Raw genomic sequence first — 13,645 nt, forward strand, 5'->3', positions numbered from 1 at the left:
ATATCAAAATACAGTTCCAATATAATCTACAGTTCCATACGGTACACGGTCAGTTCCGCTTCCTGCACCACGCCATCCGATGCAAAGGAGATGCATTTTCCATCCAGTGCAGGATAAACCCGGGGGGAGATGCAGCCGTTGTCATTAATAAACACTTCCAAAACAGAACAATCCAACAGGATGTCCACTTCCACCACCCCGTCCTCAGACCGGCAAAACCTCCCCTTTAACAGGTTGTGGTCCACCTCCTCCAAAAGGCTTGAGCTGCGCAGCGGCACCTCCATGGTCCCTTCCCTGGGATCAATGATAATGTCCGTATATTCTTTTAAGTCTTCGGTGGCAAGCACCCTGATGCTAAACGGGGCATCTGTCTTTACCCTGGCCACGACCTCAACCGTATTGCCTTCCATCCCAAACACGTGCCGTCCGGTGAATTCCCTCAGGGTAATGGATTCCGATTCACGCCTCAGCCGGTCAGTCTCCGGAAGACGCCGGATCACCAGTTCCTGTTTTTCATTCAGGGAGATCACTCTGGGGATTGCCTGCACCCCGGCCCATTCTCCGTCCGTATAGATCAGGCTGCGTGGAAATTCCCTGAGCCAACCCCACAGGTATGTCCTTCCCTGCCCGTCAAAGGAGATCTGTGAGGCAAAGAATTCCCCGTAATCAATCCTTCCGCTTGACTCAGATACAAAACAATACTGGTCGTCCATGGTCCCGATATGGTAGCGGACTTCCCTCTGATTCCACACAGAATATAAAAACAGCAGTTTGTCCCCAAACACCGCCACATTGGGGCATTCGATGATCTTGGTCGGCGTGCTGTTGCTGAAAAATTCCCCCAGATAGGTCCAGTGGCGGGCGTCTTCCCCTGTATAAATATGGACCGCCCCCCGCCTGCCATCGGAAATCCCCGCAATCAGCAGGTACGTCTTTCCCTTGTATTCAAATATAAAGGGATCCCTCCACTGGGTGAGCCTCTTTCCTCCGTGATCCTTCAGGGTAAGTACAGGATTCTCCGGAATCTGTTTCCAGGTAATGCCGTCATCCGTCACTGCAACCCATTGCTCGGAGCCATCGATCTGTCTTCTGTCTCCCGCTCCCACGCTTGTATAGATCAGTTCGATCTTTCCATCGTGGATATAGCTGGACCCGGAATAACAGTTTGTCTCCCCCCGGTCCACCGCTGGATATAAGGCGATGGGCTGATGATCCCAGTGGACCAGGTCCCGGCTTGTGGCATGGCCCCAGTGAAGATTGCCCCAGTGCCAGTCCGTGGGATTATATTGGTAAAACAGGTGATGTACCCCATCATGGAAAATGGGCCCATTGGGATCATTCATCCAGTTTTTTTCAGGTAAAAAATGGTATTTTGGTCTGTGCTGCATAGCGACTCCTCCGTAAAATTTATTTTCAGATATAATAGTTTGTATTTAACCTTTCACTGCTCCCGCTGTCTGGCCGCCCACAATATACTTCTGGAAAATCCCATAAAAGATCAGCTGGGGGATCAGTATGATGATCGTGCCAGCCACCAGACCGCTGTAATCAATGCTGTACGCTCCCCGGAACATGGACACCACCATGGATATAGTCCTCATGGCAGGGTTCTGGATCAGGGTTACTGAAAGAGGGTACTCATTCCATACATACAGGACATTAAAGATCACCACAGTGGCCATGATCGGCTTCATTAGGGGCATTACCACAGACCAGCAAAGCCTGATCAGCCCGCATCCGTCAATAACAGCAGCCTCCTCCAGTTCCGATGGAAAGGATTTTAAAAATCCCACAAACATCAGCGTATTAAAGGAGATGGATGATGCGGCCAGCGGCAGAATCAGCGCCGTGTAAGTCCCTGTCAGCTTCAGGATCACGTTGATCCTGTAAATTGGAAACAGCAGGATATAGGTGGGTATCATCAGGCCGCTGATGATATAAAGATATAATCCGTTCTGCAGTTTTGACGATCTGTATTTTAATCTTGTGAGCCCATAGGAACTCATAAACGTGGCTGCCAGGCAGATCGCCTCCGAAAAAAAGGCAATGATCATTGTATTCAGATACATGCTGCCCAAGGGCAGGATGTCCAGGGCCCGTTTGTAATTGTCCAGACTGAACTGCTCCGGCAAAGAAAAAGGAGTTGTCAATATTTCGGAATCCGTCTTAAAGGACATAAGGATGATCCACAAAAACGGGATGATCATCATCACGGTTATGACTACTACAATGCAGTTAAGTATCCGGTCCATCCTGCGGGCCGCGGTGGTATAATGGCTTTTTTTATCGGAATGTCCCATGTCTATTCCTCCCCTATCCTTTCTCTGGTCACACCAATATAGATAACGGCAAACACCGCTGTGAGCAGGAAGGTCACAATGGCAATGCTCATGCCATAGCCGTATTTGGTGGACTGGAATGTCATGTAATACATATACGTAACAAGAAGCTCGGATAAATGGTTCGGTCCGCCTGCGGTGAGCTGCACTACGATTTCAAATATCTTAAACACGCCTGTGATCAGCAGGATGGTCACGATCAGCAGGGTGGGCTTTATCATGGGGATGGTAATATACCACAGCTTCTTCGCTCCTCCCGCCCCGTCAATACTGGCCGCTTCATAGATATCGCCGGGGATCATCTTAAACGCCGCCATAAATATCGTAGCATTATATCCAAGCACCTTCCACAGATAGACAAATGCCACGGAATAAGGGGTGAGCGTCCTGCCCCCGATCCATTCAGGCTGTAAGGAAACCATGCCAAGCTGGCGCAGCAGGGCATTGACCAGTCCCATGCCGGGGTCCAGGATAAAGACCCAGATCAGCCCCACCAGGATCGGCGCAATGATATTGGGTGAAAAGTTCAGGGCTTTTGCCAGTTTTGTGCCGGGAAAGGCGCGGTCCAGCAATAGTGCCAGCAAAAATGACAGCGGTATGACCGTGACAGCAGACACACCAAGAACGATTCCGGTATTTTTAAGTGCAAGGAAAAACACTTTATCCTTAAAAAGAGTCATATAATTACTAAGACCTACAAATGTGGGAGAACCGATCCCTGTAAAATTCGTAAAGCTGTAGTAACATGCAATCCCAACCGGAACCACCACAAACAGCGTAAACAGAATCAGGGTCGGCGCCAGAAGAATCACAAATGATTGCTTTTTGCTGAGCCAGCGCATAATCTTGTCCTTTCTTAACAGAGCCGCCAGATTGTTCTGGCGGCCCGTTCCTGTCCCTTGTTTCTCAATTGCCGTGTATTACTGAATGGTTGCCTGTATCCCGTCCAGATAATCCACTGCCTCCCGAGGCGTATAGATCCCATTAATCACACCGCAGATGCTTTCCCTGTACTGATTGATGATCTGGCCTGAGATATACATATCCGGACACACTGCCGGGCTCTCCCAGTCATCATTCATCATTGTGATCACCCTTGCAAAAACAGGGTATGTCTCTGCATCGATCTCCCCCTCATAACGTGTAACCGGAATACTCTGGTTATCCTTTGCAATGATCTCCGTTCCCTGTTTGCCATAATAGAATTTAAGGAAATCGATCACAGCCGCGTACTTTTCAGGTTCCTCCTCCTTAAGGCACGCAGATACCACGTATGGATGGGCAGGCGCTTTCATGGAAACCTCCTGTTCCCCCACTCCATCCTCAAAGGTTGGTCCCCACCAGTAATAGATATCCTTTGCCAGATCGCTCTGATCAAATTTTTTGGTGTCCCAGACACCGGAATTGAGCATGGCTGCCTGCCCTGACAAAAACTGTTCCACGGACAGGGCATAATCCGTATTCTTAGCATTCTCAGAAAACACGCCCGCATCCCTCATATCGGAAAGCTTCTGGTAAAATTTCAGATAATCCGGATTGCTCCACTTGTCCGTGCCCGCGATAATTCCGTCAATATGGTCATAGAAACCATATCTGCAATGGGCGTTTTCCCAGGCCCAGGCAGTAAACACGTCCTTTCCTCCCTGTGCCACGGGAATGATGCCATTTTCTTTTAGTACAGTGCAGCATGAGATGAAATCCTCATAGGTAACAGGCATCTCAAGGCCGTATTGGTCCAAAATGGCCTTGTTGACCCAAAAGCCATTGGACTGCAGCTCACATGGTATCCCATAGAGCTTTCCGTCAATCTTCAGGGAATCCAGGACATGGGGAAGAAACGTGTCCGTCAGTTCCCGGTCATTTAAAATATCCTCGGACAGGTCTGCCAGATATCCGGCTTTTGCCATCTCCACAGCCACGGGCTGGCGGATCCAGAACAGGTCCGGCAGCGTGTTGCTCTGGGCAGCCATCTGGATGTTTCTTGTCAGGTCATCCGCACTGGCCCCGGTCAGTTCAATGGTCACATTGGGATGCAGCTTCATATACTCCTGCACCACCCCGTAAACCTGGGGAGCCTGCTGTTCAATGTTTGCCACATGCTCGGCAAATGTAAATGTGATCTGCCCTTCCCCTGCCGCGCCCGCTGCCGCATCTCCTGTCTTATCCCCCGACAGTCCTGCCGCAGAAGTTTCCACAGAGGTCTCTCCCCCGGCTCCCCCGGGAGCCTTGGCCTCCCCTGTTCCTTTGCAGCCCGTAAGCAGCGCTGCCATCGCCATACCTGTTATTCCCAGTAATATCCCCCATCTTTTTTTCATGTCTGATCCTTCCCTTCCTCTTTGCATGTATCCTACAGAAGTACCTTCATAGAAGTATTTTTAAAAGTATCATTATAGAAGTATTTTTACTGAATTGCGTGTCACCAGCTTTGGATCCAGAACCAGCCTTGCCGGGGGCTTGCGCTCCCCTGTGTCCGACTCTTTGAGCCGTTCCATGATCAGCTCGGACGCAAGGTTTCCAATGGCCTCAAAGGAGTGGGACACGGCGCTGATGTCAAATGCCGCGGTCCAGGCCAGGTCATCATAGACAATGAGGCTTACGTCATCAGGAACCTTGCGGTTCATCTCACGCAGGGCCTGGACCGTACTCACACTGAGCCTCTCCCCCACTGACAGGATCGCCGTGGGTTCGATCTCCCGTATCCTGGTTTTCAGCATTTCCTTAATATTATCCACATAAGTCATAAGGCAGATACACTGTTCATCCATGGGGATACCCAATTCCTGATATGCCCTGGCATATCCCTCCTCGCGTTTGACCAAAAGGGGGTTGGAACGGGTGATCAGCATGATCCTCCTGTGTCCGCTCTGGAGCAGATGTTTCACTGCCAGATATGCTCCCAGCTCATCATCGATGAGTATGGTATCAATATCCGGATACAAGGGCCGAAACAGCTGGAGCAGCGGATAGTTCTGGGCGATCAGCCGGTTCACGGCCTGCTGTGGTTCTCCCAGGGCAGGAACAAAGATCAGGGCGTCCGCCTTACATTCCATCAGCGCCTGTATATCCTTCCCCTCCTGCTCCCAGCTTTCCGCATTGGATATGGTGATCAGATGATGTCCGTACCGGTTCAGGCCCTTTCTGATCTCATTGACCATGGCGCCGTAAAAGGGATTGGTAATATCATCAATGATGACCGCTATGGTTTTCTCCGTATTTCCTTTCTGCGCCGCCTTGTGGACATATCCCAATTCCCTGGCTGCTTTCATCACCTTTTCTTCTACTGTAGGACTTGCATATTGATTACTGCTAAATACTTTGTAAACGGTCGGCACTGACACACCGGCCAGCTTTGCTACATCCTTAATATTGCTCATTTTTCCTCCTTATAGAACAATACGGGATGTTATTTAAAATAATTATCTCTATATTTGCGTATAATTATTTTAAATTTATAAGATAATTATATTTTATTTTATCCGTATTGTCAAGTGTTTTATATGGATTTATCCGTAAATTTAGAGATAATTATCTCTCTACCAGGGAAATGCAGGTGGTTTCACCGGATTATCCACATATTTTCCATATAATTATATCACAATTATTTTACTTTTCAAGATATGTGTAAAATAATTTATATGATATTTTTCCGGTTGTTTCTCCGGCTATGTGTAAATAGGATCCAATACAAAAAACAACTGCACGATCATCACTAAATCGTGCAGTTTAAATCACCACTTATTCTCACTAACCATTCATTCTTACTAACCATTGAGCCCCGTCAAAGCACCGTCCGCTCCACGGCCTTCTTCCACCCCAATATCTTTTCCCGCCTTACCTCCTGGTCCATCCGGGGAACATAGCGCTCTCTTCCGGAATCCCCAAACAGGTCTGTAATGTCATAGAAGCCCAACCGGATCCCGGCCATATAGGCCACACCAATGCCGGAAAGCTCCTCATCCCCAGGCACCTCCACCGGTATTCCCAGAACATCTGACTGGAACTGCATCAGATACCGGTTTCTCGTAGGACCGCCGTCCACTCTCAGGGCGGCAATGCCTCTGCCGGTTCCTTTTCCAAACTCCCGGTCCATTAATACCAGCACATCCTGGATCTGGTAGGCGATGCAGTCCAGGGCGGCTTTTACCAGCTCGGGTTTTCCCGTCATCCGTGTAACCCCGGTAATCAGGGCCGTGGCATCGCTGTTGTAATACGGAGCCCCCAGTCCTGTGAATGCAGGGACAATATACGTCCTGTCCCTGGGATTTGCCTTAAGGGCCAGACCTTCCGTTTCAGAGGCATGTTCAATCAGCCCCAGCTGCTTCTGCAGCCAGGTAATGACAGCCCCTGTGTAATTGATATTGCCCTCCAGCACGTACTGGACCTTCCCTCCCCTGGACCAGGCCAATGATGCAGCCAGACCCTGATTGCTGAACACAGGTGCATCACCTACATTCATCATAACCGATGAACCTGTTCCGTATGTGGCTTTGGCCATTCCCGGCTCAAGGCATCCCTGGCCGAATAAGGCGCCGTGAGAATCCCCCATGACGCAGCTGATGGGGATCGCCTCATCAAACAGCCCCTCCATGCGGGTCTTTCCGAATATGGCGTCTGAATCACAGATTTTAGGCAGGCATGACACAGGGATGCCGAATATACGGCAGATCTCCCTGTCCCATGTGAGGGAGCAAAGGTTTAAAAGCTGGGTCCTGGATGCGTTTGAGTAATCTGTTTTAAACTCAGCCCCCTGGGTGAGTTTGAAAACCAGCCAGGAATCTATGGTCCCGCAGCACAGGTCCCCCTTTTCCGCCAAAGGACCTGCTTCCGGTACATTTTGAAAGATCCATGCCAGCTTGCTGGCTGAAAAATAAGGGGACAGCTCCAATCCGGTCCGGTCTTTGATCATTGCGGAATACCCCTGTGCCTTGACCCCTTCGCAGATCTGTTCCCCCCGGGGGCACTGCCATACAATTCCGTGGAAAATGGGCTTGCCCGTTTTCCGGTTCCAGGCAGCTACCGTCTCCCTCTGGTTGCTGATCCCCAGTCCAACGATCTGTCCCGGCAAAATCCCGGCCTCTTCCATCACCCATTTCACAGCCGCCTTTGTATTTTCCCAGATTTCCTCCAGATCGTGCTCCACCCATCCGTTCCCGTCCACGATCTGGCGGTGCTGGATGTCATGCCTTTGGATCATCTTCCCTGACCGGTCAAATATCAGTGCCTTGGTTCCCTGGGTGCTCTGGTCCACGGAAAGCATATACTTTGTTTCATGTTCCATTCCATTACCTCTCAAGCGCTTCCTTTGCCGCAGCCGTGATCCCCGCTGCATTCAGTCCGTAATAATCAAAAACTTCCCTGGATGTTCCGGACACCACCGGACTGTCCGGCAGGGACAGGTTTATCACCTTTTTAGGGCAATGGCCTGCCACTGCCTGACTTACCATGGAGCCAAGGCCGCCAAAGGGCGAGTGTTCTTCCACTGTCACCACTGCCCGGGCTTTTCCTGCCTCTTTTAAAAGGGTGGATGTGTCAAGGGGTTTTACACAGTACATGTCAATCACCTCTGCCCGGATTCCCTCCTCTGCCAGACAGGAAACCGCATCCAGGGAAGGACGCACCATTTCACCGCAGGCCACGATCAGTACATCCGCCCCCTGTTCCTGCCGGTTCAGCACATTAGCCCGGTCCATCACAAAGGAAACCTTTCCCTCCTCATACACATCCTCCACCGCATTCCTGCCCACCCGTATATAGGCAGGCTTCTCATCCTTTAGCAGCGCCTTCACAAGGCAGGCTGTCTGGTGGCGGTCGCTGGGCAGGTACACCCTCATATTGGGGATGGACGCCATTCCCGCAATATCCTGGGCAGAGTGATGGCTCATCCCCAACGCTCCATAACTGATGCCTCCGCTGATGCCTATGAGCTTTACATTGGTATTGGAATATGCCACGTCCACCTTTGCCTGCTCCAGGCTCCTGGTGGAGAGAAAACAGGCCGGTGACGCTGCAAAGGACTTTTTCCCACTCCTTGCCAGCCCTGCTGCGATCCCCACCAGATCCTGTTCCGCGATCCCTGTCTCCACAAACTGGTTGGGGTATTCCTTTGCAAAAGGCGCCAGGGAAGCCGAACCTCTTGAATCACTGCACAATACCACGATATCCCTGTCTTTTTTTGCTTCCTCACAGAGAACCTGGCATATCACTTGACGGTTTGCAACCTTATTCATATACAGATTCCGCCTCCTTTCACCTTTTCATCCAGTTCCCTCACAGCTGCCTGATGCTCCTCATCCGTAGGCACCCGGTGGTGCCAGCCCGCCTGGTTCTCCATAAAGGACACCCCGCATCCCTTGATGGTGTTGGCGATCACAACCGTGGGCTGTCCTTTCTGCTGCCTGGCTTCTCCAAAGGCCCAGTCCAGGGAGGGGATATCATTCCCGTCAGCTGTCACCACATGCCAGCCAAAGCTGGAAAACCGCTGTCCCAGGTCATCATGGTGCATGATCTCCTCGGTGGGGCCGGATATCTGGAGCCGGTTTCGATCCACTACAGCGCACAGGTTATCCAGTTTATAATGGGATGCCGCCATCACGCCTTCCCACACGGAGCCTTCCGCCAGTTCACCGTCCCCCATCACCGTGTACACCCGGTAGTCCCTCTGATCCATTTTCCCTGCCAGGGCCATGCCCACGCAGACAGGAAGCCCGTGGCCCAGGGAACCGGAGTTCATTTCAATGCCTGGAAGCTTATTGTTTGGATGGCCTATGTACGGGGAATTAAAAGCCGAGAACCTGGCTTTTACCTCCTCTATGTCAAAAAATCCTTTTCTGGCCAGAACCGCATAATAGCTTTCCACGGAATGCCCTTTGCTCAGGACAAAACGATCCCTGTCCCGGTCATCCATAAGCTCCGGCGAAATGTTCATCTGCCTGAAATACAGGTCTGTCAGGATCTCCATCACGCTGAAATCGCCTCCGATATGTCCGGTCCCGGCCCGGCAGATCATATCCAGCACATCCTTTCGCATTTCATAAGCCATTACTGATAAATCATCCATCTATCATACCTCCTGTATTAGAGCGTGTTTGAAAATTGCTTTCCGTCAGGACGGGCTTTGTGTTCCAACCTTATTCCCCTCGGATATACGCCTTTACCTCTTCCTCGATCGGGTCATACAGATCCGGTTTCACACCGATATACTTACATGCCTCATAGAGCACCGGGACCACCTTTTTATGGATTCCCACACAGTGGTGGATATAGGGACCGCATACCAGCTTATCCTCCAGACGTTTTAAGTTTTCCACCTCCACCCACAGGTAGGTGCCCTTTGTGTAGGGGCCTTCGATCCCCTTTGCATTTCCCATGAGCATGGAATACTCGCCGTTGTCCCCGTCAAATCTGGCCAGCGTCACATCCCCGTATTTGGCCAGGGCCTCCACTGCTCCCGGATGGTCAAATGCCAGCGGATATCCGATCACCGGCTTTTCCTGGGCCACGGAAATGGGCCAGGGACCACAGTGCTGAAGCAGTTCCCCGTTTTCATTGTCCGGATGGCGCACGGTCCAGTCGGCAAAGAACCCTCTGGTCCCGTCCATGGCAGCCGCCTCCACCATAACCGCCGTGATGGCGCCGTGTATGTCCGTCTCGCACACCACCGGCAGCCCCTCCTCGTTTAACAGGGAATTGGCCGCGCAGGGCATGATGCCCAGCTCGCCCTGAAGGGCATTCCAGCACTGGATGGCCACTGCATTGCAGCCGTATTTTACCGCAAGGCGTTTCATGGCCACCTTCATGGCGGCTATATTTTCCAGTTCCTCCTCCTTGACCTTCACATCCATGGTCTGGCGGCAGTATTCCATCACGCGCTTTACTTCTCCGCCCTCCTCTTTGGCCAGCTTCACCTGAGCCGTAAGCTCGGGCATGGGAATGGGCGCCAGCTGGATATTGAATTTTTCCAGAAGTTCCCCCTCGTTGCACATGGTGGACCAGAAGTCAAAGGGCCTGGGAGCGATCTGGAGGATCCTGGTGTTCCTGAACACCCTGACCACATTACAGACAGCCAGGAAATCCCTGATCCCCCGCTCAAACTCGGCATCCTCCAGGCGGCAGTTGGTCATATAGGTAAAGGGCACCCGGAATCTGCGCAGCACCTTTCCTGTGGCAAACAGGCCGCACTGGCTGTCCCTGAGGCGGATCCCGTTTTCATCCGGCCGCTCATCCCTCGGCCCCCAGAGAAGGACGGGAACGTTTAGATCCCGGGCCATTCTGGCCACCACATACTCGGTGCCGAAATTACAGTGCGGGAAAAACAGTCCGTCAATCCCTTCCCTGCGAAACTTTTCCTCTATTTCCAGCCGGTCCCCCTCGTCATAGAGCAGTCCCTCCCCATTGATATCCGTGATATCCACGAACTCTACTCCCAGCTCCTCCAGGCGTTTTCTGGTAAGCCCTGCATACTTGATCGCATCCGGCGCGCTGAAAATGCTTCTTCTGGTGGGTGCAAATCCGATTTTTATACTATTCATCCTGTCTCACCTCATTGTCATGGATTATTTAATGGATTATTTGTAACTGTTACTTATTTGTAAACAGCGCCAGTTTTGCATAGAAATCTTCCAGAATAAACCTGTGATCCACACGGTTGTACACCCGGATGGGGCGGTTCTGGCTGTTCTTTGCATAGGTCATATTATCCGTGATCAGGGGCGCCTGGACCCAGTCATAATCAAACATATGGGCAAACAGCAGTACCCCCACTGCCGGCGAGTCTCCCAGGCACCAGTATTCCCCGGTCCTTGCGGTTGCCCTGGCAAAGGATGTGTGCCCATGCTCTTCCAGCTGGTCAAACAGATACCTGCCCAGCTCCCCGCAGGGACGGACCTTGTACTCCAGCTCCGCCAGTGAAACGATCACCTGGCTGTATACATTTCTGGGAATCTGCCATACAGGCATGTCTGAGTTCATCACCACCCGGGCTGATCTAATATCATTGTTCAGATTGTATTCATACCCGCCTTCCGGATATTTGCCTCCTCCGATCCAGATACAGGTAAGGCGCCCCGCGATCCTGGGCTCCATCAGATAAGCGGACGCCATATCCGTAAGGGGTCCCAGAAAGATCACGTACAGCGGCATGTCCGACTCCTTCATGGCTTCCTCAATGATCAGCCTTGCCCCCTGGGATTCCACAGGCGTCTTCTCATCCGGCAGCCGGCGGTCCGCCCCTTTGTATGCCAGATCCCTTGGAAAATCCATGAGATCCAGCATTTTCAGGACCTCGTCATAGCTGTCCTCCATGCTGTGGGGACTTTTCTCATTGCCGAAATGGGCGGCAATGATCCCCCGGTTGTCAAACTTGGGGCTGAGCAGCGCATGGACAATGGCATACTGGTCATCCGCCTCATTCTTGGCATCTGTATTCACGATCAGCCTGACCATCTTACCCTCGGGTATCCTGAAATGATAATTGTTATAAACCATAATATTCTCCTTTTCATGTTTGTTTTTTCAATGCTTTGCATCTCCTGTTGGCCGGGCTTCCGTCTTCCGGCTCCTATTGTTTTACCGCTCCGGCCATTCCTTCCACAAAGTATTTCTGGAAGGACAGGTATACCACCAGCACAGGTACGATGGAAATCAGCACACCTGCGTTCAGCAGGCCGTAATCCGTTCCATACTCCCCAATAAAGCTCATCAGGCCATTGGGCACTGTCCTCAGTGAATCGCTGGTGATCAAAATACTCTGTAACAGGAATTCGTTCCATGTATTCAGGAAATCCACGATAAATACGGTTGCAATGGCAGGCTTTGTAATGGGAAGTATGATATTATAGTACAAACGCAGCTTACCGCATCCGTCTATGTAAGCGGCTTCGTCCAGGTCCTTTGGAATGGACCTCATAAATCCTCTCAGCACCAGTATGCCGTACCCGATACCAAACCCCGTGTACACCACAAACAGGCCCGCATAGTTGTTGATCAGATTGTAATTGGAAAATGCACGGTTTAATGGGATCAGGGCCATCTGATGAGGCAGCATCATGCCCAGAAGGAAAAATACAAAGATGGCTGTCTTGTGTTTAATGTTCAGACGTGTGATCGCAAATGCAGCCAGGGATTCCACCAGAATGCCCAGAGGGACCTTCAGCAGGCAGATGATAAGGCCGTTCTTCATGTAGGTGCCCAGCCGTCCCTTGGTCCAAGCATCTGTGAAATTGGACCACTTTAACTGGTCCGGCAGGGAAAACAGGCTGTTCCCGGAATAGAAATCCCCCTGTGACTTTAGGGCTGTGATAAACACAGTGACCACGGGAGCCATCCAGAGCAGGGCCAGCAATGTAAGCAGAATATAAAAAATGATTTGCTTTCTTTTCTTCTTCATTCCCGTTCCCCCTTAGTCTTCCTTGGCAGTGTAGATCACATATGGCACAATGATAAAGATCATCATCAGGAACATGGCGCTGGCAATGGCGCTGCCCTTGCCGAAGTTGTTGTACATAAACGTCTGGGAATACATGTAGGTTGCCAGGGTCTCCGTGGCATTTCCCGGCCCGCCGCCTGTCATTACCTTGATGATATCGTACACTTTCATGGCTGCTATAATCAATGTTGCAAAAACAACAACAAATGTCTCTTTCAGCATGGGAACCGTAATATGGATAAAGGCTTTCACCTTGCCGGCCCCGTCAATGGTTGCCGCTTCCAGCACATCCCCGGGAATGGTCTGGAGCCCGGACAGGAAAAGGATCATGGGCTGGCCGATCCCCTGCCAGAGAGCAGCAAAATATACACAGTAAAGAGCGATCTTAGGCTCTGAGAGCCAGGCCACCTTCAGGTTTCCCAGGCCAATGACTTTCAGGAATTCATTGATAAATCCCATATTGGGGTTATACATCCATTTCCAGATAACGCCTACCACAACCCATGAGAGCATATAGGGCACATAGAAAATGGCCCTGTATACCACCCTTCCCTTAAAAGAGCGGTTTAACACCACTGCCAGCAGCAGGGACATGGTCACGGTGAAAAGAACGGTCAGAAGGATCCAGATAAAGTTGTTCTTTAAAGCTGTGATAAATACCGGATCCAGTGTAAACAGATTTACATAATTCTTAAATGCCACAAATTTCTTTTCCCCAATCCCATTCCAGGAAAAAAAACTCAGGTAAAAGGAATACAAAGTGGGTACGATCACCACGGAACTGAAAATAACAAATGCCGGTAGCAAAAACAAGTAAGCCTTTATATCTATTTTTTTCTGTTTCAAGGAATACCTCCTTCTGATGCATAGCCGGGACGGGAAT

The 13,645-nt window shown here is 50.8% G+C and carries 12 protein-coding genes; all 12 read right to left on the reverse strand.

Annotation, left to right across the window (positions count from 1 at the left end; all coding sequences use genetic code 11):
• Positions 1 to 26: 26 nt before the first annotated feature.
• Entirely contained in the window at positions 27 to 1,388 is a 1,362-nt protein-coding gene (locus tag HMPREF9469_RS08340; RefSeq protein ID WP_007860918.1) for a glycoside hydrolase family 32 protein, read from the reverse strand.
• A gap of 45 nt (positions 1,389 to 1,433) precedes the next feature.
• On the reverse strand, positions 1,434 to 2,300 hold the full coding sequence (locus HMPREF9469_RS08345; RefSeq protein ID WP_007860920.1) for a carbohydrate ABC transporter permease: 867 nt from the start codon (positions 2,298 to 2,300) through the stop codon (positions 1,434 to 1,436).
• 2 nt (positions 2,301 to 2,302) lie between these two features.
• Positions 2,303 to 3,181, reverse strand: a complete 879-nt coding sequence (locus HMPREF9469_RS08350; protein ID WP_007860922.1) for a carbohydrate ABC transporter permease — start codon at positions 3,179 to 3,181, stop codon at positions 2,303 to 2,305.
• A gap of 78 nt (positions 3,182 to 3,259) precedes the next feature.
• Positions 3,260 to 4,654: an ABC transporter substrate-binding protein gene (locus tag HMPREF9469_RS08355; RefSeq protein ID WP_007860923.1), complete on the reverse strand. Its 1,395-nt coding sequence runs from the start codon at positions 4,652 to 4,654 to the stop codon at positions 3,260 to 3,262.
• A gap of 72 nt (positions 4,655 to 4,726) precedes the next feature.
• Positions 4,727 to 5,713 carry a LacI family DNA-binding transcriptional regulator gene (locus tag HMPREF9469_RS08360; RefSeq protein WP_007860924.1) on the reverse strand — a complete coding sequence of 329 codons (987 nt, stop codon included), beginning with the start codon at positions 5,711 to 5,713 and terminating at the stop codon, positions 4,727 to 4,729.
• Between the two features lie 404 nt (positions 5,714 to 6,117).
• On the reverse strand, positions 6,118 to 7,617 hold the full coding sequence (locus HMPREF9469_RS08365; protein ID WP_007860925.1) for an FGGY-family carbohydrate kinase: 1,500 nt from the start codon (positions 7,615 to 7,617) through the stop codon (positions 6,118 to 6,120).
• Positions 7,618 to 7,621: 4 nt separating this feature from the next.
• Positions 7,622 to 8,566, reverse strand: a complete 945-nt coding sequence (locus HMPREF9469_RS08370; protein WP_007860926.1) for a transketolase family protein — start codon at positions 8,564 to 8,566, stop codon at positions 7,622 to 7,624.
• Entirely contained in the window at positions 8,563 to 9,396 is an 834-nt protein-coding gene (locus HMPREF9469_RS08375) for a transketolase (protein ID WP_007860927.1), read from the reverse strand. The genes HMPREF9469_RS08370 and HMPREF9469_RS08375 overlap by 4 nt, the downstream gene beginning before the upstream one ends.
• Before the next feature lie 70 nt (positions 9,397 to 9,466).
• Positions 9,467 to 10,867: an L-fucose/L-arabinose isomerase family protein gene (locus HMPREF9469_RS08380; RefSeq protein WP_007860928.1), complete on the reverse strand. Its 1,401-nt coding sequence runs from the start codon at positions 10,865 to 10,867 to the stop codon at positions 9,467 to 9,469.
• Positions 10,868 to 10,916: 49 nt separating this feature from the next.
• Positions 10,917 to 11,822, reverse strand: a complete 906-nt coding sequence (locus HMPREF9469_RS08385) for a nucleoside hydrolase (RefSeq protein ID WP_007860929.1) — start codon at positions 11,820 to 11,822, stop codon at positions 10,917 to 10,919.
• Positions 11,823 to 11,895: 73 nt separating this feature from the next.
• Positions 11,896 to 12,723 carry a carbohydrate ABC transporter permease gene (locus tag HMPREF9469_RS08390; protein ID WP_007860930.1) on the reverse strand — a complete coding sequence of 276 codons (828 nt, stop codon included), beginning with the start codon at positions 12,721 to 12,723 and terminating at the stop codon, positions 11,896 to 11,898.
• A gap of 12 nt (positions 12,724 to 12,735) precedes the next feature.
• On the reverse strand, positions 12,736 to 13,608 hold the full coding sequence (locus HMPREF9469_RS08395; protein WP_040415200.1) for a carbohydrate ABC transporter permease: 873 nt from the start codon (positions 13,606 to 13,608) through the stop codon (positions 12,736 to 12,738).
• Positions 13,609 to 13,645 lie beyond the last annotated feature (37 nt).

The organism is [Clostridium] citroniae WAL-17108 (assembly GCF_000233455.1).
GTDB classification, from domain to species: domain Bacteria; phylum Bacillota; class Clostridia; order Lachnospirales; family Lachnospiraceae; genus Enterocloster; species Enterocloster citroniae.